We start from the raw sequence: 21,159 nt of genomic DNA on the forward strand, positions 1-21,159 counted from the left end.
AATTCAGGAAATTATTACTACACCACCCCAGATGGCGCTTCCGATCCCGAAAATCGCACGGTGACGGCCAGTCCCCCGCCCGGGGCATCGGCCAGCGTGACTTCGGCGCGATGCATACGGGCAATCTCCCTCACGATGGCCAGTCCGAGCCCGGAGCCGTCCACGGCCTGTCCGGTGGTTTCGCTGCGATAGAACCGCTGAAACACGGCGTCGTGCTCGTGCGCAGGAATCCCCGGTCCGTTATCGACCACTTGCAACACCGGCGCCCCGTGCTCGACACCGACGCGCACGGTAATGACCGCGCCATCGCCTGCGTAACGAATCGCGTTGTCGATCAGGTTGCCGCACATCTCGGCGAGCAATTCGCGTTGCCCCAGCAGGTCGACCGCGCCGTCGTGCTCGAACCCGAGATCGATGCCGCGCGCGCGTGCCACCGGCGACCAGTCCAGCGTCGTGCTGCGCGCCACCTCATCGAGGCGAAGCGGCACCTTCGCGGCCGGGGTACCGACGTCGGCCTCCAACCGCGACAGCGACAGCAACTGCCGGACACTCTTCGCCGCCTGCTTCACCGCCAGATTGAGCCGTTCGACGCGCTCCCGTGCGCTCGCACTCAACGTCTCGCGCAACGTCAGTTCCGACTCGGCCTGAATGATCGCCAGCGGTGTCTTCAACTGGTGCGCCGCGTCGGCAAAGAAGCGTTGCCGCGACGCCTGCATGCGCCCGACGCGCCCCACATACTGATTGATCGACTCGACCAGCGGCTCGACCTCGGTCGGCAAATCCACGTTATCGAGTGGCGTCGTGTCGTCTTCGCTGCGCGCGGCCACCTTCGCAGACAGCCGATTGAGCGGACGCAAACCGCGCGTCACCCCAAGCCACACGATGGCGAGCGCCAGCACCACCAGCAGCACTTCCTGCTGCAACGCCCCCGTCAGAATCTGGCGAGCGAGTTCGTGACGCGACTCGGTGGTCTCGCCCACCACGATCCAGACGACGCGCGTCTTGGCATTCGGCACATCGTGCACGGGCAGACGCAATGCCCCCATGCGCAACGCCTCGCCGCGATAGGTCGCGTCGTAAAACACCGAGTGATAGGGCTCCGGCGTGACCACCGAGGGCGGCAACGGCAGATCGTGATACCCGGTCACCGCCCGCTCGCCGTCCTCGCGAATCACGTAATAGATCTTGCCGCCCCGATCCGACTCGAACATCTCCAGCGCGAGGTACGGCAAGTTGACCTGCACCTCGCCGTCGATCAACTGCGTGCCCTCGCGAATCGACTTGATCGAGAATTCGAGCGACCGGTCGAACGCGGAATTGGCAGCACTCATCGCGCGCTGATACGTGAGCCAAGTATCCAGCGCGAGCAGTCCAAGCAGCGGGAACAGCAGCCAGAGCGCCAGTTGGCGGCGAAGATTCGGTTGCGGCATCAGGCAGAGGGACTCAAGGGGCGCGAGGGGACGTGCGATTACGACGCCGTAGGTGTCGTCGAGACGGCAGATGCAGCGCCGGGTTTGGCTTCCAGCAGATAACCGAGTCCGCGCAGCGTGACGATGGCGACACCGCTGCCTTCGAGCTTCTTGCGCAGCCGGTAGACGTAGATTTCGATGGCGTCCGGATTCACCGACTCGTCGATCCCGAAAAGCTTCTCCGACAGCGCTTCTTTATTGATTGCCCGGCCACCACGCAGAATCAGCACTTCGAGCACAGCGCGCTCGCGCTTGGTCAGCGCCAGCAACTCGCCGTCGAGACGAAAACTGCGCTCCACCCCATCGAATACGAGCGGCCCACAGGTCACGTCGGCACTCTCATGGCGCTGCGACCGGCGAATCAATGCGCGCGCACGGGCCTCCAGTTCATCGAGTTCGAACGGCTTCGACAGATAATCGTCGGCCCCGAGATTGAGCCCCTTCACGCGGTCTTCGAGCGAGCCGTGGGCGGTGAGAATCAGCACCGGCACCATGTTGCGCCGCTGACGCAGCCGGCGCAGCAGCTCAAGGCCGTCGAGGCGCGGCAGCCCCAGATCGAGAATGACGAGCGAATACTCCTGCGTGCGCAGCACGTGATCGGCAGCTTCGCCGTCGTGCATGCAATCGACGGCGAAATGCGCCTGCGTGAGGGCTTCGGCAAGGGATTTGGCCAGACTCGGATTGTCTTCGACAAGCAGGATGCGCATGAAAAGGGACCAGACCCTAGGGAAATCCATGACCCGAAAAACCGCTCATGGGCCGGATTCGACACGAAATCGAAAGCGAATTGAAAGTTCCGGCAAATTACCATGCGCCACGAGAAAACGACAAACCCCGTTCAAGGGGGCTCTGGAGGAAGACATGAAGCAAACGCAACTGCTTGGGCGCTGCGTGGCCGCCGCCGCACTGTTCGCGACCGGCCTGTCCGCCGCTCACGCGCAGGTGCCCGCCGGGTACCCGGCGAACTATCAGGCCACCATCGACGGGGCCAAGAAAGAAGGCAAGCTGATCGTGTACTCGGTGACCGACACCGCCCTCGTGCGTCCGCTCATCAAGGACTTCGAGGCACTCTACGGTGTGAAGGTCGAGTACAACGATATGAACAGCACCGAGCTGTACAACCGCTACATCAGCGAGTACGCCGCCAACAGCACCAGCGCCGACGTGCTCTGGAGCTCGGCCATGGACCTCCAGGTCAAGCTCGTGAACGACGGCACGATGGCGAGCTACGAATCGCCCGAGTCGTCACACATCCCCCAATGGGCGCAGTACCAGAAGCAGGCTTACGGCACGACCTACGAGCCGCTCGCCATTGTCTACAACAAGCGTCTGCTGCCGGCCGACCAAGTGCCGCAAACGCGTGTCGAACTCATCAAGCTGTTGCAGTCGGACCCGGCCAAGTTCAAGGGCAAGGTCACGACCTACGACATCGAGAAATCCGGTGTGGGCTTCAACTACCTCACGCAAGACGCGCGCGTGAACCCGGAAGTCACGTGGGAACTCGTGGGCGCGATGGGTGCCCTCAACCCAAAGCTGCAATCGAGCACGGGCGCGATGATGGAGCGCATTTCGTCGGGCGAGAACCTGATCGGCTACAACATTCTCGGCTCGTACGCGTTTGCCAAGGCGAAGAAGGACCCGTCGATCGGCTACGTCTACCCGCGCGATTACACGCAGGTGGTGAGCCGTCTGGTCACCATCTCGAAGAAGGCCAAGAACGTCAACGCCGCCAAGCTCTGGGTCGACTACCTGCTCTCGAAGCGCGGCCAGACGCTGCTCGCGAATCAAGCCAACCTGTTCTCGATCCGCGCCGACGTGGAAGGCGAGACCTCGATGGCCAACCTCACGCAGCAACTGGGCGCCGCGCTCAAGCCGATTCCGATCGGTGCGGGCCTGCTCGTCTACCTCGACCAATCCAAGCGCCTCGAATTCCTGAAGCGCTGGCAACAGTCCATCAAGCGCTGACCGGTCTGACGCAGCCAGTCCCGCTGCGCCGCCGGTTCACCTGATGCACGCGATTCACCCGATTCACCCGATTCACCTGTAATTCTGGCGGCCGCGCACGCGGCCCGCCTCTCCCCAAGCCATTCTCGATATGCGCCCTGCGTGGCGCAGGGAGACCTTCATGCTGTCGTCTACTACCGACACCCGCTCTGCGGCGCCGTCCGCACGCTCGCGCGCTGGCGTGCCTCATCTTGTTGCGTCGCCATGGCGTGCGCTCGCGGCGACCTCACGCTGGATGGTCATCGCCGTGCTCACGATTGCCGTGCTGCTGCCGCTGTCGTTCATCGTCGTGCAGAGCCTGCTGTCGGCGCCGTTCTTCGATGCGAACCGCACGTTCGGCATCGACGGTTACCGCTTCATCTTCACCGACCCCGATTTCTGGTCGGCGGTAAAGAACTCTTTCATCATCGCGTTCGGGATGCTGTTCATCTCGATCCCGCTCGGCGGCATTCTCGCGTTCCTGATGGTGCGTACCGATCTGCCGGGCCGCCGCTGGCTCGAACCGCTGCTGCTCACGCCCGTCTTCGTCTCGCCGATGGTGCTCGCGTTCGGCTACGTGGTCGCCGCCGGCCCCGTCGGTTTCTACTCGGTGTGGTTCCGCGAACTCACGGGCATGGATGCGCCGTGGTCGGTCTACTCGATCTTCGCGATCACCGTGATCGTGGGCTTCACGCACGTGCCGCACGTCTACCTCTACTCGTCGGCTGCGCTGCGCAACCTCGGCTCCGACGTGGAAGAAGCCGCCCGCGTCGCCGGTGCGCGCCCGTTCCGCGTTGCACTCGACGTCAGCCTGCCGATGACCATGCCTGCGCTGTTGTTCGCGGGCGTGCTGGTGTTCTTCCTCGGCTTCGAAGTCTTCGGTCTGCCGCTCGTGCTGGGCGATCCTGAAGGTCACTTGGTGCTGGCGACCTACCTGTACAAGCTGACCAACAAGCTCGGTGTGCCGTCGTATCACCTGATGGCGGCCGTGGCGATGTGCATCGTGGCGATCACCTTCCCGCTCGTGCTGTTGCAGCGTCACTTGCTCAAGCGCGCCAACAAGTACGTGACGGTCAAGGGCAAGGCTGGCCGGCAAACCGTGCTGCCGCTGGGCGTGTGGCGCTGGATTGCGCTGGGCATCGTTGTGACGTGGCTGCTGGTGACGGTGATCGTGCCGATCTCGGGCATCGTGCTGCGCTCGTTCGTCACGCACTGGGGCGAAGGCGTCGCGATCGCCGAAGTGCTCACGCTCTCGAATTTCGAAGAGCTGTTCGAGCAAGACAACCTCGTGCGCGCCATTCTCAATACGCTCGGCATCGGTGTGATCGGTGGCGCGATGGCCGTGGGCTTCTACTCGCTCGTCGCCTTTGCCGGGCACCGTCGCGACGACTGGGCCGCCAAGCTGCTCGACTACATCGTGCTGCTGCCGCGCGCCGTGCCGGGCTTGCTCGCGGGTCTGGCGTTCCTGTGGATCTTCCTCTTCGTGCCGGGCTTGAAGGAACTCAAGAACTCGATGTGGAGCATCTGGGTGGCCTACACGGTGGTGTGGCTCGCCTACGGCATGCGACTCATCCAGAGCGCCCTGCTGCAAGTCGGCCCCGAGCTGGAAGAAGCGGGCCGCAGCGTGGGCGGCACGCGCAGCCGCGTGAGTCTCGACGTCACGCTGCCGCTGGTGCGTTTCGGCCTGCTTGCCGCGTGGCTGCTCATTTTCATGATTTTCGAGCGCGAATACTCCACCGCCGTCTATCTGCTCTCGCCGGGCACGGAAGTGATCGGCTCGCTGCTCGTGTCGCTGTGGGCGACCGGCGCAGTCGATCAGGTGGCCGCGCTCTCTGTCATCAACATCGCGATGGTCGGCGCCGGTCTGGGCGTGGCGTTGCGCTTCGGAGTCAAATTGCATGGATAAGCTCGTCGTCGACAACCTCTTTCTGAGCTATGGCACCAACCCGATCCTCAAGGGTGTGTCGTTCGAACTCAAAGCTGGTGAAGTCGTGTGCCTGCTCGGCGCATCGGGCAGTGGCAAGACCACGCTCCTGCGTGCCGTGGCCGGTCTCGAACAACCGTCGGAAGGCCGCATCGCGCTGGACGATCAGGTCTTCTTCGACGGCGCGAAAAGCATCGATTGCCCCGTCGAACAGCGCTCGCTCGGGCTGGTGTTTCAGTCGTATGCGCTGTGGCCGCATCGCACGGTGGCCGATAACGTCGGCTACGGCCTGAAGCTGCGCAAGGTCGGTGCGACTGAGCGCCGCGAACGCGTACAAAGCGCCCTCGATCAACTGGGCTTGGGCCATCTGGCCGAGCGCTTTCCGTTCCAGTTGTCCGGCGGTCAACAACAACGTGTGGCCATCGCCCGCGCCCTCGTCTACAACCCGCCCGTCATTCTGCTCGACGAGCCGCTCTCGAACCTCGACGCCAAGTTGCGCGAAGAAGCACGGGCGTGGCTGCGCGAGTTGATCGTCTCGCTGGGGCTGTCGGCCTTGTGCGTGACGCACGATCAGACCGAAGCCATGGCGATGTCGGATCGCATTCTGCTGCTGCGCAACGGCCGTATCGAGCAGGAAGGCACCCCGGCAGAGCTGTACGGCTCGCCGCGCTCGCTCTACACGGCGGAGTTCATGGGCAGCAACAACCGCATCGACGCGACCGTGAGCGCGGTCGATGGCGAATTCGTCACGCTGGCAGGCGACGGCTTCGCCTTGCAGGCCCGCGCCCGCGACACGCTCGCACCGGGTCAGGACGCACAAGCCGTGATTCGCCTTGAGCGCGTGCAGGTCGCCGACGGCCCGGGCCACAACCGCGTGGGCGCACAACTCGTCACGTCGATGTATCTGGGCGACCGCTGGGAATACCTGTTCCATTGCGGCGCGCTGCGCTTCCGTGCATTCGGTCACGTGCCGCGCGACCCGGGCCATCACTGGATCGAATTCCCGGCCAACGACTGCTGGGCGTTTGCACAATCCAACGCCTAAGCCCGCCGTACGAGACCGGAGACAGACGCCATCCCAAGCGACGCGCGGGCGCTCTCCCGCGCAATACCAAGAGAAACAGAAGAAAGAGGAGACAACAATGAAACGAAGCAGTATCGGTCTGGCCGCAACGACGGCACTGGGCGTGCTGGGCGCCGCGCTGGCCAGTCAGGCTCACGCACAGTCGAACGTGACGATTTACGGGATCGTCGACGCCGGCGTGGAGTATGTGAACCATGCGAGCGACAACGGCGGAGCAGCACGCGCCGTGTCGGGCGGCAAGAACACGTCGCGCTTCGGCTTCAAGGGCTCCGAAGATCTGGGCAACGACCTCAAGGCCGTGTTCCAGTTGGAAAGCGGTATCAATCTGGTCAACGGCCAGTTCGATGACGGCCCCGGCGCGATCTTCGATCGCCGCGCCACGGTCGGTCTGTCGCAGAAGAAGTGGGGGCAAGTGACCATCGGCCGTACGTTCACGACAACGTACGACTACATGCTCCAGTTCGACCCGATGGGTTATGCGCCGAACTACTCGTGGGCCACCAGCTCGACCGCCACGGGCGCCCGCAAGGACGGCCTGTTCTCGCGCTCGGCCAACGCCGTGCGCTACGACGGTGAGTTCAACGGTCTGAAACTCGGGGCGATGTATGGCTTCGGCAACGTGCCGGGCAGCATGAAGACGAGCTCGAAGTATGACTTCGCCGTCGGCTACGAAAACGGTCCGTTCGCCGTGGTGGCGACGTACGACCGCCAGAACGGCGCCGGTACGAGCACGAGCCCTGCCGACACGACGGATTACATTCAGGGGATTCACGCGGGCGCGAGCTACAGCTTTGGCCCCGCGAAGGTAATGGCCGGGTATCGCAACTACAAGAAGACGTTCATCACGGCAGGCACGGCATCGCTGCGCAGCGATATGTACTGGCTGGGCGGCTCGTACGACTTCACGCCGGCCTTCACGCTGTATGGCGCGATCTACCATCAGGACATCAAGGATGCGGGCGATGCCGACCCGACGCTGATCTCGCTGCGCGCGCAATACGCGATGTCCAAGCGTACGTCGCTGTACCTGTCGGGTGGCTACGCATTTGCGAAGCACGGCCAGAAGGTCAGCCTGTCGCGTGACCTCGTCGGTGCCGCCGACACGCAGGTCGGTGTGACCGCCGGCATCCAGCACCGCTTCTGATCAAGCGTCTAATCCCGCGGCTGAACTCGCGTCCGATCGGGTGGTTGATCGGGTCGCGGTTCAATCGCTGACGTTTTTCCTCAGGTGACGGCCTGACCATAGCGGGGGGTACCGCTAAACGCGCAAGTCAGGCCGTTACCGTTTTTTTATTTCGCGAGTCGCGTCTGCCAGAGGCGCGGCTTGCCCTCCCAAGCGGCAAAGCCTTCCACGCGGCGGCCTACAGCCCACGGTTCAACACCGTTGCTCAGCAAGATGAGCGGCACCTGATCGAGCATCATCGTGTGGAGTTGGTCGAACATGGCCTGCCGCTTGACCGGGTCAGGTTCCTCGCGGCTTTGATCGATCAGTGCCAGCGCACGCGGGTCTTCCCAGACCTTCTGCGGCTGCTTCGTCTTGTCGCCCGAGAACTGTTCATAGCTCAGTGCCGGGTCGATGCGCGACGAATACGAGAACGAGCTGATCTGATACGCACCGCTGTAGTAACGATCCAGCTGCGTCGTCCACTCCAGCACCTCGATCACGGCATTGATCCCCACGGCCTGCATCATGGCCTGCGCGATGACGGCGATGGTGTAGCTCGGCACATTCACGCGCTTGTTGGCGAAGATCACGATCTTCTGGCCCTTGTAGCCTGCCTCTTTCAGCAGACGTTTGGCCAGTGCCGGATCGTAGGTGTAGCTCTTCTTCTGCGTCGCGTCGTAGTACGACGACGTCGTCGGCACCGCCGATGAATTGGGGCCGCCGTGACCTTCCGAAATGGCCTCGGCGATCTGCGGGATATCGAGCGACGCGGCAATCGCCTGCCGCAGCTTCTGATTGCCGACCACCGGATCGCGTGTCTGGATCAGCAGCGCGTTCTTCGACGCCAACTGGCCGACGATGATCTTGAGCCGCTTGTCGGCCTGAAGCTCCACCACGTCCGACGGTGCCACGCGTGCGACGGACAACGCGCCCGATTGCAGCCCGGCCTTGGCACTCGCCGTGTCCGGCACGATGGCGAACTTCACCGCGTCGACCAGCGGGGCTTTCGCACCCACGTAGCCGTCGGGACGCGTGCCCGGTGGCGACTTGTATCCGGCATACGCGTTCATCATCACGTACTCGCCGCGCTTCCACTCCGTCAGCTTGAACGGCCCCGTGCCGATGGGCTTGTCCCACGTGCCGTCGGGCTTCAGCGAAGCCTTGTTGATCACCGCCGTCATGCCGCAGTACGTGCGCGCCAGCGTATCGAGGAACAGGCTTGCCGGGCGGTTGAGTTGCATCACCACGGTGTACGGATCGGGTGCGCTGACCTTCGTCACCTTCAAGCCCTTGCGGCCATCGAACTCGTCCAGACAGGCCCAGCCGGTCTTGGGGTTCGTGTAGCGCTGCCAGCTCCAGAGCACATCGGCCGACGTGAGTGCCGCACCGTTATGGAAATGCACGTCGCGGCGCAGCTTGAACGTGTAAGTCATGCCGTCTTTCGAGACGTCCACCGATTCGGCCAGCAACGGGGCAACGGTGCCGTTCTCGCGATAACCGACCAGCCCTTCGACCACATGCAACACGACAGCATCGGTCATGTCGTCGCGGTTCACGCCGGGGTCCGTCGAGCGGATGTCGGCGGCAAGCGCCACGTTGAGCGTCTGCGCGAACGCCGCGCCCGGCAGGCACAGCGCACCGGCCAGTGCCATCGCACCCACGGCGCGCGCCCCCGGAAGATTGCGAACGACCTGCCAACCAGCCAACGAACGATCTCTCATTTCTTCTCCACGGACGACTTGGTTTTGACGGTGCCACGCGACGGACTTGCGTCGCCGGACTTGGCGGGCTTGGCCGACTTTGCGGGTTTGGCGGGCGTAGCCGGTTGTCGCACGTGCGCCGCGATGACGCGTTGCAGCGCCTTGAGATCGCGGGCTTCAACGGCGTCGACGATGGCAAAGTGCTCAAGCGACGACGCTTCGATACGCGCGCGCGTGCGGTTCTGCGTCGCCATGCCTGACGGCATGCGGGTGCGCAGCTCCAGAATCAGTTTCGGCAGTTCTTTGTTCTGGCAGGCGGAGTACAGCAGACCGTGAAACTCCGCGTTGACGGGGTGCATGTCGAGCACCGTGCCGTCGAAGGTCAGCGCATGAAACTGCTCGGCAAGCTCGCGCAACCGGACAATCTGTGCCGGGGTCACGTGATCGATCAGATCGGCGGCGGCCCCGAGTTCCACGATGACGCGCATCTCGCGAATGTCATGCAGACGGTCGGTGTCGATCGACTCGATGTGATAACCGCAGTTGGGCACGTGCGCCGTCACGCGCATGACCGTCAACTGGTCGAGTGCGCGACGCACTTCCAGACGCGTCACGTCGTAGCGGGTCTGCAAATCAATCTGCTTGAGCCAGCTGCCGGGCGTGAGCACGCCCGCTTGAATGTCTTGGACGATGCGGTCCACCAGGTTTTGCGCGCTTTTTTCGGTACTCATATTGCCGATGTCTCCGGTCCACACGAACGCTGACGCAAGGCGACACCGCCACCGGACGTGGGGGTGAGCATCGGTATCGCGCGCAGCAATTCGCGAGTGTATTCGTGTCGCGGCGTGTCGAACACTTCGTCGCGTGTTCCTTGTTCGACAATGGCGCCGTCGCGCATCACGATAACCCGGTCGGCCAACTGTTCCACCACGCCCAGATCGTGGCTGATGAACAGGCACGAGAAGCCATGGCTGCGCTGAAGTTTGGCGAACACTTCGAGCACTTGTGCGCGCACCGTGACGTCCAGCGCGGAGACGGGCTCGTCAGCAATCACGAACGACGGCCGCCGCACGATGGCACGGGCAATCGCCACGCGTTGGCGCTGTCCACCGGAGAGTTCATGCGGCAGACGTGCCCCGTGAGCCGTTTCAAGCCCGACTTCGGTGAGCACTTCATCGACACGGTTCTGCACATCGGCGCGCGACAGCCCCGATACGTGACGCAGTCCCTCGCCGACCAACTGGCGCACCGTCATTCTTGGATTGAGCGACGCGCTCGGGTCCTGAAACACCATCTGGCAATTCAGGCGGTATTCACGCCATGCGGCGTCGGAGCGATGGATCGCGCGGCCATCGAACAGAATCTCGCCGCCCGACGGTTGAATCAGCCCGGCAATGGTGCGGCCCAGCGTCGTCTTGCCCGACCCCGATGCCCCCACCACCGCGACCACTTCCCCCGGGCGCACATGGACGCTCACGTCCTTCAGCGCCTGCTTGCGTTCGGTCTTGGAGAACAACCGCTGACGCCCCGCGTATTCGACCGACAACCCCTTCACGTCGACCACCGGTGCGCGCGTAATGGGCTCGCGTGCGGGCAGCCGATGCGGCATCGCCATCAACAGCTTGCGGGTGTACGGCTCGCGCGGCGCGGCGAGCACATCCGCCGTCGTGCCGCGCTCCACCACCTTGCCGCGCTCCATCACGACCATGCGCTCGGTGTAACGCGCCACCATCGGCAGATCGTGACTGATCATCAACACGGCGGTGTCGTGCTCACGGGTGAGCGACACCAACAACTCCAACACGTCGCGCTGCACGAGTGCGTCAAGCGCGGTGGTCGGCTCGTCGGCAATCAGCAGCGCGGGTGCCAGCAACATCACCGACGCGAGCATGATGCGCTGGCGCATACCGCCCGAGAACTCATGCGGCCACGCCGTGAGTGCCCCTTTGGGGTCGCGCATGCCGATACGGTTGAGCATGTCGAGAATGCGCTCGTTGCGCTCGGCCGCCGACATCTTCGGGCGATGCAGACGCAGCGCCTCACCCAACTGCCGCCCGATGGTCATCGACGGATTGAGCGACGTCATCGGCTCCTGAAACACCATGCCGATGCTGCCGCCGCGCAACTCGCGCAGCCGCTTCACGCTGGCCTGCGCCATATCTTCACCGGCAAACACGATGCGTCCGCCTGCCCGCACCACCGGCTCGGGATTCAGACGCAACACGGCGCGTGCCGCCTGTGTTTTGCCGCTGCCCGACTCGCCTACGATGCCGACGATCTCGCCGGGAGCGATGTCGAACGACACGTTGGAGACGATCTCGCGGCCACCCTGACCGATCGTCAGCGTGAGGTTTTCCACCGAAAGCACCGACTTCGCGGGGATAGCGCGGGCATCGGGGGCGGCAGACACGTTCAGAGAAGACGACGAATGCGGCATCGCAGAGGGCCCGGACGAAAGATCGATGTGCTCGGAGAGCTCGGAACGCGCAAGGCTCATTTCATCCCCCGCATGCGTGGGTCGAGGCGATCTCGCACGGCATCGCCGGCGAGGTTGATGGCCAGCAGCGTGAGCGCGATGCACAGGCCCGGGAAGATCGACAGATAGCTTGCCTGCGAAATAAACGGACGGGCCGACGCGAGCATGTTGCCCCACGTGGGCGCGGGCGGCGGCACGCCGAGACCGAGGAACGACAGCGCGCTCTCGGCCAGAATCACCCAGCCGAACATCGACGTCGCCAGCACCGAGATCGGCGCAATACAGTTCGGCAACACGTGACGGAACATCGTGTACAGGTCGGAATTGCCGAGCACGCGTGATGACTCCACGAACTCACGTTCGCGCAACGACATCACAGCTCCGCGCACCACGCGCACCACCGACGGCGTGTACGCCAGACACAGCGCAAGCACGATGCCGTACTGGTTCGGACCGACGATGGTGAGCAGGCCGAGCGCCAGCAGCAGCCCCGGAAACGCCAGCATCGCGTTGTTGAACGTCATGATGATGCGGTCGGTCCAGCCTCGGGCGAAGCCCGCCAGCAGGCCGATCGTGCAGCCAAGCACGATGGCGAAGAACACCGTCAGCGAGGCGATCAGAAAGCTCGTCGCCGCGCCACTGAGCAGTCGTGACAACTCGTCGCGGCCGAACTCGTCGGTGCCCAGCAGGTGCACACCGCCCGGCGGATGCAGCCGCGTCGGGAAATGAATGCGCAGCGGATCGAACGGCGTCCATACCGCGCCGAGAATGGCGCAGATGACCAGAAACGCGAGCAGCAGGCCACCAATCGTGGCGTTGGAGAAGAGGCGTTTTCTCATTGCACCGTCACCCGGGGATCAAAGAGGGGATAGCAAAGATCGATCACGAGGTTCACCACGACGTACACCGTCGCCACGCACAGCAGACACCCCTGAATGACCGGATAGTCGCGGGCGAAGATCGAGTCGACGAGCAAACGGCCAAGCCCCGGGATAGTGAACACCGTCTCCACCACGGCAATGCCGCCGAGCAGGTTGCCGAGCACCAGCCCGATCAGTGTCCACGTCGGGCCGAACGAATTACGGAACACGTGATTCATCAGCACCGCACGCTCCGACAGCCCCTTGGCGCGGGCATGGGTCACGTAGTCCAGACGCAACACGTCGAGCGTGCTGGCGCGGGCCATGCGAATCAGCACGCCGATTTCATGCAGGAACAGCGTAAGAATCGGCATGACGAGATACAGCAACCCGGCGCGCCAGTCGTCGGCAATCGACACGTAGCCCACCACCGGCAGCCATTGCAGCTTCAGCCCGAAGAACAACAGGATCAACAGACCGAGCCAGAACGCGGGCATCGACACCAGCAGTGTGGCACCGCCCACGAGCAACAGATCGGGCAGCTTGTTCTGCTTCCACGCGGCGATCATGCCGGCGGGCACCGAGACGAGGGCCGCGAACAACACGGCACACAACACGACCTGCGCGCTGGTGATGAAGCGCGCCCAGACCAGCGAGCGCACCGGCTCACCGGTAGTGATCGACGTCCCCAGATCGCCGTGCAGCGCGCCGGAGAACCAGATCCAGAACTGGGTGGTCCACGGCTGATCGAGCCCCATCTTGACGCGCATGGCGGCGAGCGAGACCGGATCGGCCAAATCGCCAAGCAGCAACTGCGCAGGGTCGCCCGGCACCAGCCGGATCATCACGAACACCGACACCGTCACGATCAACAGCGTGGGTGTCGCGGCGAGAATCCGGGACAACAGAAAACGAAGCATGTTCGCGCTCCCTAGTTAGGACGACCGCATGGAACAACTGCGGGGGCTGCAATGGCGCTCGTGGCGCTCGCGGCGCACATCGGTGGCATCGGCGGAATCCGTCAGTGACCGGCCAACGGCTCAGGCTTCCCTGCGCTTCTTGCGAAGCACATCGGCCAGGAAGTCCTGCACGGCGGGCACGGCCAGCATGCCGTTGTGCGGCATGTTGTCGATCACGTCGAAGGTCACATCGACACCCGCGCGTTCGAACGAATCGCGCAGCGAGGCGAGGCGCTCCTGCCGATTGGCACCGGCCGAATTGGCGCCCGGCATGAAGTGCGGGCCACCTTCCCGGTGCGTGATTTCCCACGTTTCGAGGTCGGCTTTACCAACGACCATGTGCACCGGCACGCTGCGCAGCGCGTCGAGATCGAGCGCCTTGCCGAAGCGTTGCTGCATGTCACCAATGCCGACCCACCAGTTCTGCTGCGCGTCGAGCAGCGTGACCGAACCCGGCGCGCCGATCGACAGCGCCCACAGACGTTCCGGATGCAGATAGCCGAAGCGATTGACGAACTGACCGCCGCCCGAATAACCGAACAGCGCGAACTTGTCGAATGACGCTTCGTATTTGCGGCTGACTTCATCGACCATGCCCAGCAATACGTCGTCGTAGCGAATGTCCGCTTCCACCAGATGCTTGAAACCGCCGGGGTTGCCGTCGCCGCGCACGCCGACCGGGAACAACGGGCACAGGATCAGGCAGTCTTGCCAGCGGCCGAACTCCGCGAACGCGTCGCGATAGTTGGTGAACTGGCGGCCCGTGCCGTGCACGACAACCACCAGCTCGACGCGATTGCCCGGTTGCGTGATGGCCTTCGGCACATACAGGGCGTAGGCAAAGCGCGGATCGCCCGCGTAAGAGAAGATCGTCGTCGAACCGAGGTCGTAAAGGTTGCGGGTGCGAGCTTCGGTGCTCAAATTGGCGGCGTCGGTAGTGGTCTTGGTCATGGTTGATGCGAGATATTTTCGAATCTATGAATAGGAGCGGCGGCTGGCGGGATCGGGCGCACTGACTGGCGCCCGTGATCGCCTTACGCTTCGAGCAGCGTCGGTTCGCCTTCGAGGCGATAGCGCGTGAATACGCGGTTGAGGGCGGGCATCGGTGCCACGTCCATCTCGCCGACGGCGGGTTCCATCACGACCATCGCCACGGAGGCCGTCATCGAGTGACGCACGCCTTCGCGCGGCGGGCGGCACACGGAGAACGGCGTGCCGAAATCATCGAACAGCGCTTGCTTGAGTCTGTCGCGCGAAATCATCGGCGTGCTGTTGAGCAGCTTGCGCACGCGCCAGTCGCGGTAGTAGCTGTCGGCCGAGTTCTCGCAGCCGGTATCGACCAGCTTCGTGCGTGCGACCGGGCTCACCCAGTGGTTGGCGTGCACGATCAATTGATCCTCGCCGGGGTACAGCGGAAAAGCTTCGTTGGTGGTGCACTCGAAGTCGATGGCAAACCCTTGCGCCATGCCGAGCATGATGTTGTTCGAGCACGACTTCGGTGCGGTGGCGACGGCCTTAAGGGCGTTCGCGAACACCGGCTGATCGAGCACCTTGCGGCGAAGAATTGCCAGCGGCACGCCGAGTTGCTTGAAGTCGCGGTCCGATTCCAGATAGTTGGCGGTGATGGAAACGCCTGCGCTGTTCATGCCGCTGCGCGCCAGACCACCGGCTTCCACGAACGTCAGAAAGTCGGGGCCGTCATCACGTTGCACACGCAGCACGACACCGGTGTTCACGCAGTCGGCGCGCCAGTCCCAGTTCTGGGCGTGCAGCAGATTGCCGCTGGCCGAGCGCTCCGGCAACACGATGGCGCCGGTGCAACCGTCCTGAAGCTCTTCGCCCTCTGCGGTGGCCTGGTCGGCACGGGCTTTGGCCAGCACTTCCGTGCGGGCGTTGATCATCACGATGTCGGCGAACGACACGCCTGCGCCATCGGCAATACCGTGCATCTCGTCGAGATAGGTCGGATCGACCGTGCCGATGTGCCCTTCAAAGTGCTTGAAGAGCGCTGCGCGGGCGCTGGCGGTGTAACCCAGTTCGTCGATCGTGCGGCCGTACATGGCTGCGCTCGCGCGCACCCGGTCTTGCGCCTGCTTGCCGTACTGCACGCCCCGGTCGTAGGGGCGGCCGCTCACGGAAACGAACGGAAACTGCGAAAACTGCTGGAATGTCGTCATAGCGTGACTAAGCTCCGGAATAGCGAAACCTGTGACATCGACCCCATCGGCTGCGACGTTTGCACAGATACCGGCATGATTTAGCCAATCATATTGGCGCCAAAAACGGGAAAAAAATTATTTACGTCGGTGTTTACGCTGACCGTTCCACAGCGCCCAGCGTCGCTCGCATGAGCGCCGCAATCTCACGGCCACCGGCGTCTTCGCGTGATTCCAGCGCAGCAATCACGCCGTGTTTGTCGGCATCGCTGTGGTCCTGATTGAGCTTGAGTGCGCCGTCCAGCCGCGAGACTTTCATCACGACCCCTGCGATTTTCGGCAGGCGCAATTCGGTCTGTTCTGCGGGGATACCGGCGAAGGTCCACTCCCCGGCAATCGGCCCGTCGAACGTCTCGACCACGCGATCGAGGATGTGCTTGATGCCGTCGGCGTCGTCGACCACCTGAATGTCGCCATACGCGTGAATCGCGGCGTAGTTCCATGTGGGGAACGTGCGCTTCTCGTCATACCAGCTCGGCGAGATATAGGCGCTGGGGCCCTGAAAGATCACCATGGCGTGGCAGCCCTGGCTCAGGTCGTCGTACTGCGTGTTGCGGCGCGACAAATGGGTGATCAGCAGCGTGTTGCCGTCGGCATCGACGTCGATCAGAAACGGCAGATGCGTCGCGGTCATACCCGACGGGCCGAACGTGACGAGCGCGGCGAACGGCCAGCGGCGCATGAGTGAGCGCAACGTCTCGGGTGAGTTTTCTTGATAGGGTTCCGGGCGGTACATCAGCGATCCTGTTCCTGTAGGCAGAAGACTTGAATGAGGGGCGTGGCGGTGACGCGGGTCATGCGCTCACGCGCTGTCTGATCCATTCGGCCTGCTCCGCGAAGGCCCGGTCGCTGACGCCAGCGATCGACACGGCTTCGAGAAAGCTGTGGATCGTGCCCGGGTAGACCGTCGCGCTCACGGGCACACCGGCATTGCGCAGCCGTTCGGCCATCTCGATGTTCTCGTCGTAGAGCGGATCGAGTTCGGCAATGGCGAAGCAGGCGGGGGGCAGGTTGTCGAGGCTCGCCACAATCGGGCGGCAGCGCGGGTCCGAGAGGTCGTCGCGGTGATTGATGTAGCGGTTCACGAAGCACACCATGTCGTGCGACGAGAGCGAATACTCGCCGCCTCCGAAGCGGGCAAACGAGTCGCGCCACGGAATCATGTCGAACGCGCCGTAGTTGAACACCATGCCGCGCAGCAGGCTCTCACCGGCGTCGCGCAATTGCAGCGCCGTGCCCAGCGACAGGTTGGCACCGGCGGAGTCGCCACCGATGAGCAGCGCCTGTGCGTCGAGGCCCAGCGTGTCGGCGTGGCGATGCAGCCAGCGCGTCACGTCGACAATCTCTTCGAGTGCTCGGGGGAAGCGGGCTTCCGGCGAGCGCGAGTAGTCGACGCCCACCACCGCCACGCCCGCGCGCGCGGCGTATTCACGCATCACACGGTCATGCGTATCGAGACTGAACACGACGAAGCCGCCGCCGTGCAGATAGATCAACGCGGGCAACGACGCCTGTTCTTGAGGGTAATAAACGCGGATGCGCACGTCGCCGTGCCTCGTAGACACAGCGCGCTCGACGGTGCGATGCATCTGCGGACCGCCGCTTGCCCAACGGCGGCGAATCACTTCGAACGCCTCGCGCGCTTGCGCTGCGGTGCCGAGGTCCCAGCGCGTGAATGCTGCGCCGTCTTCGCTTTGCAGCGCCATGAAGCGGGTCATGTCGGGATCGATCGGCGAGGGTCCGGGATCGTCTGCGGCATGAAGTAGGTGAATCTCTTTATTCATTTTCCGGTTCAGATTGTTAGTGTGGCTACAGGGCCAAATGCGGTGGCAGATGAAATGTCATGCCAATGACAACGAACCGAAAAAATTTTAGAGTTCCAAAAATCAAGTCGCCGCGTGCGCAGGGACATCCAGTAGCGAAATCGGGCCAACATCCAATGCAGAAAAGTACTCACTCCGTCGACTATCAGGATTTGCCACGGCCCGTCGCGGTCATGGTTTCCGATTTCAGCGACTCCACACTGCTCGACGCAGACCCGCCACACTCGCATCCGCGTGCGCAACTGCTCTTCGCCGTCGAAGGCGTGTACACCATCGAGACCGCCACCGGCACGTGGCTCGTGCCACCGCATCGCGCCGCGTGGATTCCCGCCGGCGTGACGCACAACTGCAACGGCCGGGGTCAGGCCATCCTCGCGTGTTCGCTCTATATCGACCCGGCGGTATCCGCCGAACTGCCGAGCACGTGCTGCATCATCGAAGTCTCCACGCTGTTGCGCAGCCTCATCTCCGAAGCCATCGACATCCCCTCGCTCTATGACCCCGAGGGCCGCGACGGTCGCGTGATGTCGTTGATCGTTGACGAGATTTGCCGGGGACCCACGGTGCCGTTGCATCTGCCGATGCCGCACGATCCGCGCTTGCTGCGCATCTGTCGCATGCTGCTCGCGGAGCCGGGCAACGATGGCGATCTCGATGACTGGGCGCGCGTCGGCAACGTCGGCCGTCGCACGCTCACGCGCCTTTTCCGCAGCGAGACGGGCATTACGTTCTCGCACTGGCGTCAGCAATTGCGGCTGATGGTTGCACTTTCGCGTCTTGCCGCAGGCGACGCCGTCACGACCATTGCGCTGGATCTCGGCTATGAAAGCCCGAGTGCGTTCACGTCGATGTTCCGTACGGCCATGGGCCGCACACCCAAGGAATATCTCGGCGGACTGGCACAGGCGCCGCTGGCGCGCCACGGCGCAGACTGAAAGGTCTCGCTCGCAGGCGCGCCCTGCCCCATCGTCAGAACCGGTGACGAACACCCGCCACGGTGCCGAACTGGTTCTGCCCTGCGATCACGTTCACCCCCATTCCGCCGACGCCAAGATTCGAGCCGTTGCGGTTGAGCGCGTACGACATGTTCCAGTACAGGTCGGTGCGCTTCGACAGGTAGTAGCCCAGCGCCAGCACGAACGATGTCGGGTCTTGGTTCGAGCCGACGACATCCGTGTGATACACCGCGCCCGAGAGAGTCAGAGCGGGCGAGAAGTGTTGCGTGACGCCCGCCCAGTAGAGATGCGTGTGGGTTTGCGTGCTGCCGACGGTCTGTTGCAGATAGCGGTACGCCGCGTAGAGATCGGTGCTGGTCAGCTTGTAGGCGATGCCGACAATGACGCGTCGCGCCGTATCGTCGGCGGAATCGATCGAGGTGCCCTGACGCTGGTCGTACACGAGGCCGACGTCGAGCGGACCGCTCTGGTACATCACGCCTGCGCCCATATCGCGCCCCACTTTCGAGTGGCCCGGTACTTGCGCACCGTTGGGGATGGTCGAGTCGTAGCCGCTGCTGTACATCGTCGAGAACGTGAGTCCGCCGAACTTGCCCGTGTACTTGACGGTGTTGTCGGTGCGCGCTGCGAGATACGGGTCGTGCGAGTAAGCGGAGTACGACGCGGCGTAGAACATCGGGTCGTAGCGAATGGAGATGTCGTAAAGCAGGTTCTGCTGACGGCCGAGCATCACTGTGCCGAAGGCGCCGCTCAGGCCGACGAACGACTTACGGCCGAACTCGCGCCCGCTTTGCCCCGAGACACCCGTGTTGGCGCTGAAGCCGTTTTCCAGCACGAAGATCGCTTTGTAGCCGCCGCCGAGGTCTTCGGTGCCGCGAATGCCCCAGCGCGAGCCGGCCATATTGCCCGAGGTTTCTCGCACGAGGGTGGTCTTGCTACCGTTCGCGCCGGGAACGTTCGTGAGCGCTTCGATACCGAGGTCGACGATCCCGTACAGCGTGACATTCGATTGCGCATGCGCGCCGGAAGTGAGTGCAGCCAGCGTGCCCACGGCGACGCCAAGCCGGCAAAAGTGATGTTTCATGTCGGTCTTCTCTGTAAGTGAAAAATCAAACTCTCGCGACGCCCGCACGTGTGATTCGCACGATGGCTTTTTCGATAAAACTCGCGAGAGCGTGGCTCATGAAGCGTTGCTCGACTGCTCACTGCGACACTTCCGGAACTGATGGTAGGGGGCTGTTTTTTGATCGCCCCGCCTACGAGGTCATCAAATCTCGAAATCGGGCCACACTTGAAATCACGGCTTTTTCCAGATTTTTGGCGACCGAATTCACCACCGTTGACCTTCGACGTTGGTTTAATTTAGGGATGCGACTTAATTCAAATGGCCGAACGAATCCCGCCTGCGGCGTGGGTAACGCGCGCGGGTTTCGGAACAAACCAGTGGGTGGGTTCTCTAGCGTTCGGTTAATGGTTTGATGTCTTCTCTAACCATTCGAGAACCCTATGAGGGTGTTGCTGACATTGACGCCGATGTCTTCGACGCAGTAGCCGCCCTCCAAAACGAAGAGCGTGCTTCGGGCGATTTTTGAGATCGCGTGGCCGATGCTTAAATAGTCTTCACTCTCCATCGTGAATCGACTGATCGGGTCATTCTTGAAGGTATCGACACCCAGCGAGATCACCACGGCATCGGGGGCGTATGCCGCAATACGGTCGCATGCGTGGGTGAGTGCGGCACGATAGTCGGCCCAGCCTGTGCCGTGCGGCAGTGGCAGATTCAACGTGTAGCCGAGGCCATCGCCGATGCCGCGCTCGTGCGCGTGGCCATAGAAGTACGGATACGACTTGTCGGTATCGCCGTGAATCGAAACGAAGAGCACGTCGTCGCGCGCTTCGAAGATGCTCTGTGTTCCGTTGCCGTGGTGGTAATCGATATCGAGAATCGCCACGTGTGACGCACCGCTATCGATGAAGCCTTGCGCGGCGAGTGCAGCGTTGTTGAGATAGCAGTAGCCACCCATCGATTCGCGCGACGCGTGATGACCCGGTGGACGACACAGCGCGAACGCGCTCGATGCCCCTTGCGCTACGACACGCATCGCGGACAGCGCCACATCGGCGCTGGTGCGCGCGGCCTCCCAAGTACCCGGCGTGATGGCAGCGAAGGCATCGGCGGCGTAGAAGCCCAACTTGCCTTCGATATGGGCGGGCTCGACATCCGACGTTGCGCCACGAGCGGGCCACACCAGTGGCAACGCGTGATGGGTGCGTCCGTCTTCTTGCCAGATGCGCCATGCGTTTTCGAGAAAGCGAACGTAGCGCTCGCTGTGCACGGTCATGTAAGCGCGGCTGTCATGGCGTTCGGCGAGTTGGCATTCGCCAAGTTTGGCGGCGCGAATCGATGCGAGAACGTTGGCCGCGCGCGCGGGAGATTCCACGCTGGGGTGTTGCTCGCCGTTCACCCATTCGGTGCCTTGGTGAGTCAGATGTGCGTCGCTGTAAAGGGTGAGCATGCGTGGCTGAACTGATGCGAAAGGACGA

18 protein-coding genes are annotated in these 21,159 nt (G+C 63.2%); 5 read left to right on the forward strand and 13 right to left on the reverse strand.

The genetic code is table 11. The annotated features are described in order from the left end of the window. Positions 1-17: 17 nt before the first annotated feature. Both CDV46_RS02535 and CDV46_RS02540 read right to left on the reverse strand, forming a co-directional pair. A complete protein-coding gene (locus tag CDV46_RS02535; protein WP_087721716.1) occupies positions 18-1,430 on the reverse strand; it encodes a sensor histidine kinase in 1,413 nt (470 codons plus the stop codon). A 38-nt stretch (positions 1,431-1,468) separates the two neighbouring features. Further along, complete coding sequence (locus CDV46_RS02540; RefSeq protein WP_087721717.1) at positions 1,469-2,176, reverse strand: response regulator; 708 nt, start codon at positions 2,174-2,176, stop codon at positions 1,469-1,471. Between the two features lie 154 nt (positions 2,177-2,330). Between CDV46_RS02540 and CDV46_RS02545 the strand changes: the two genes are divergently transcribed. The 4 genes from CDV46_RS02545 to CDV46_RS02560 all read left to right on the forward strand — a co-directional run bounded on the left by CDV46_RS02545 (position 2,331) and on the right by CDV46_RS02560 (position 7,604). Continuing rightward, positions 2,331-3,434: an ABC transporter substrate-binding protein gene (locus tag CDV46_RS02545; RefSeq protein WP_087721718.1), complete on the forward strand. Its 1,104-nt coding sequence runs from the start codon at positions 2,331-2,333 to the stop codon at positions 3,432-3,434. Positions 3,435-3,594: 160 nt separating this feature from the next. Beyond that, the gene (locus CDV46_RS02550) at positions 3,595-5,358 is read left to right on the forward strand and encodes an ABC transporter permease (RefSeq protein ID WP_087721719.1); all 1,764 of its coding nucleotides are present in this window, start codon (positions 3,595-3,597) and stop codon (positions 5,356-5,358) included. Next, positions 5,351-6,421 (forward strand): ABC transporter ATP-binding protein, encoded by a 1,071-nt coding sequence (locus tag CDV46_RS02555; protein ID WP_087690186.1) that lies wholly within the window; start codon positions 5,351-5,353, stop codon positions 6,419-6,421. The genes CDV46_RS02550 and CDV46_RS02555 overlap by 8 nt, the downstream gene beginning before the upstream one ends. Positions 6,422-6,518: 97 nt before the next feature. Next, positions 6,519-7,604 (forward strand): porin, encoded by a 1,086-nt coding sequence (locus tag CDV46_RS02560; protein ID WP_058376929.1) that lies wholly within the window; start codon positions 6,519-6,521, stop codon positions 7,602-7,604. A gap of 146 nt (positions 7,605-7,750) precedes the next feature. Here the strand turns inward: CDV46_RS02560 and CDV46_RS02565 are convergent, their stop codons facing one another. The 9 genes from CDV46_RS02565 to CDV46_RS02605 all read right to left on the reverse strand — a co-directional run bounded on the left by CDV46_RS02565 (position 7,751) and on the right by CDV46_RS02605 (position 17,554). Continuing rightward, the gene (locus tag CDV46_RS02565; RefSeq protein ID WP_058380027.1) at positions 7,751-9,277 is read right to left on the reverse strand and encodes an ABC transporter substrate-binding protein; all 1,527 of its coding nucleotides are present in this window, start codon (positions 9,275-9,277) and stop codon (positions 7,751-7,753) included. Positions 9,278-9,342: 65 nt separating this feature from the next. Then, entirely contained in the window at positions 9,343-10,056 is a 714-nt protein-coding gene (locus CDV46_RS02570; RefSeq protein ID WP_087690189.1) for a GntR family transcriptional regulator, read from the reverse strand. Further along, positions 10,053-11,822, reverse strand: a complete 1,770-nt coding sequence (locus CDV46_RS02575; protein WP_254915907.1) for an ABC transporter ATP-binding protein — start codon at positions 11,820-11,822, stop codon at positions 10,053-10,055. Before CDV46_RS02575 ends, CDV46_RS02570 begins: the two co-directional genes overlap by 4 nt. Further along, complete coding sequence (locus CDV46_RS02580; RefSeq protein WP_058376928.1) at positions 11,819-12,640, reverse strand: ABC transporter permease; 822 nt, start codon at positions 12,638-12,640, stop codon at positions 11,819-11,821. The genes CDV46_RS02575 and CDV46_RS02580 overlap by 4 nt, the downstream gene beginning before the upstream one ends. Further along, entirely contained in the window at positions 12,637-13,581 is a 945-nt protein-coding gene (locus CDV46_RS02585; protein WP_087690191.1) for an ABC transporter permease, read from the reverse strand. The genes CDV46_RS02580 and CDV46_RS02585 overlap by 4 nt, the downstream gene beginning before the upstream one ends. 120 nt (positions 13,582-13,701) lie before the next feature. After that, complete coding sequence (locus CDV46_RS02590) at positions 13,702-14,571, reverse strand: hydrolase (protein ID WP_087721721.1); 870 nt, start codon at positions 14,569-14,571, stop codon at positions 13,702-13,704. Positions 14,572-14,654: 83 nt separating this feature from the next. Further along, positions 14,655-15,797, reverse strand: coding sequence for a C45 family autoproteolytic acyltransferase/hydolase (locus CDV46_RS02595; RefSeq protein WP_087721722.1), 1,143 nt, complete (start codon positions 15,795-15,797; stop codon positions 14,655-14,657). A 133-nt stretch (positions 15,798-15,930) separates the two neighbouring features. Beyond that, positions 15,931-16,572 (reverse strand): FMN-binding negative transcriptional regulator, encoded by a 642-nt coding sequence (locus tag CDV46_RS02600; RefSeq protein ID WP_087721723.1) that lies wholly within the window; start codon positions 16,570-16,572, stop codon positions 15,931-15,933. A gap of 58 nt (positions 16,573-16,630) precedes the next feature. Further along, entirely contained in the window at positions 16,631-17,554 is a 924-nt protein-coding gene (locus CDV46_RS02605; protein ID WP_176398987.1) for an alpha/beta hydrolase fold domain-containing protein, read from the reverse strand. A gap of 221 nt (positions 17,555-17,775) precedes the next feature. Between CDV46_RS02605 and CDV46_RS02610 the strand changes: the two genes are divergently transcribed. Beyond that, a complete protein-coding gene (locus CDV46_RS02610; RefSeq protein WP_087721725.1) occupies positions 17,776-18,594 on the forward strand; it encodes an AraC family transcriptional regulator in 819 nt (272 codons plus the stop codon). A gap of 34 nt (positions 18,595-18,628) precedes the next feature. Here CDV46_RS02610 and CDV46_RS02615 read toward each other — a convergent pair whose 3' ends face one another. Further along, a complete protein-coding gene (locus CDV46_RS02615) occupies positions 18,629-19,699 on the reverse strand; it encodes a porin (protein ID WP_087721726.1) in 1,071 nt (356 codons plus the stop codon). 403 nt (positions 19,700-20,102) lie between these two features. Further along, positions 20,103-21,131 (reverse strand): histone deacetylase family protein, encoded by a 1,029-nt coding sequence (locus CDV46_RS02620; protein WP_087721727.1) that lies wholly within the window; start codon positions 21,129-21,131, stop codon positions 20,103-20,105. Positions 21,132-21,159 lie beyond the last annotated feature (28 nt).

Origin of the sequence: Pandoraea sp. PE-S2T-3, assembly GCF_002179965.1 — a bacterium.
In the GTDB taxonomy this organism is placed as follows: Bacteria; Pseudomonadota; Gammaproteobacteria; order Burkholderiales; family Burkholderiaceae; genus Pandoraea.

Coding starts and splice junctions, on each gene's coding strand:
- CDV46_RS02535 (WP_087721716.1), bottom strand. CDS start 1,430: ATGCCGCAACCGAATCTTCGCCGCCAACTGGCGCTCTGGCTGCTGTTC.
- CDV46_RS02540 (WP_087721717.1), bottom strand. CDS start 2,176: ATGCGCATCCTGCTTGTCGAAGACAATCCGAGTCTGGCCAAATCCCTT.
- CDV46_RS02545 (WP_087721718.1), top strand. CDS start 2,331: ATGAAGCAAACGCAACTGCTTGGGCGCTGCGTGGCCGCCGCCGCACTG.
- CDV46_RS02550 (WP_087721719.1), top strand. CDS start 3,595: ATGCTGTCGTCTACTACCGACACCCGCTCTGCGGCGCCGTCCGCACGC.
- CDV46_RS02555 (WP_087690186.1), top strand. CDS start 5,351: ATGGATAAGCTCGTCGTCGACAACCTCTTTCTGAGCTATGGCACCAAC.
- CDV46_RS02560 (WP_058376929.1), top strand. CDS start 6,519: ATGAAACGAAGCAGTATCGGTCTGGCCGCAACGACGGCACTGGGCGTG.
- CDV46_RS02565 (WP_058380027.1), bottom strand. CDS start 9,277: ATGGCACTGGCCGGTGCGCTGTGCCTGCCGGGCGCGGCGTTCGCGCAG.
- CDV46_RS02570 (WP_087690189.1), bottom strand. CDS start 10,056: ATGAGTACCGAAAAAAGCGCGCAAAACCTGGTGGACCGCATCGTCCAA.
- CDV46_RS02575 (WP_254915907.1), bottom strand. CDS start 11,822: ATGAGCCTTGCGCGTTCCGAGCTCTCCGAGCACATCGATCTTTCGTCC.
- CDV46_RS02580 (WP_058376928.1), bottom strand. CDS start 12,640: ATGAGAAAACGCCTCTTCTCCAACGCCACGATTGGTGGCCTGCTGCTC.
- CDV46_RS02585 (WP_087690191.1), bottom strand. CDS start 13,581: ATGCTTCGTTTTCTGTTGTCCCGGATTCTCGCCGCGACACCCACGCTG.
- CDV46_RS02590 (WP_087721721.1), bottom strand. CDS start 14,571: ATGACCAAGACCACTACCGACGCCGCCAATTTGAGCACCGAAGCTCGC.
- CDV46_RS02595 (WP_087721722.1), bottom strand. CDS start 15,797: ATGACGACATTCCAGCAGTTTTCGCAGTTTCCGTTCGTTTCCGTGAGC.
- CDV46_RS02600 (WP_087721723.1), bottom strand. CDS start 16,572: ATGTACCGCCCGGAACCCTATCAAGAAAACTCACCCGAGACGTTGCGC.
- CDV46_RS02605 (WP_176398987.1), bottom strand. CDS start 17,554: ATGACCCGCTTCATGGCGCTGCAAAGCGAAGACGGCGCAGCATTCACG.
- CDV46_RS02610 (WP_087721725.1), top strand. CDS start 17,776: ATGCAGAAAAGTACTCACTCCGTCGACTATCAGGATTTGCCACGGCCC.
- CDV46_RS02615 (WP_087721726.1), bottom strand. CDS start 19,699: ATGAAACATCACTTTTGCCGGCTTGGCGTCGCCGTGGGCACGCTGGCT.
- CDV46_RS02620 (WP_087721727.1), bottom strand. CDS start 21,131: ATGCTCACCCTTTACAGCGACGCACATCTGACTCACCAAGGCACCGAA.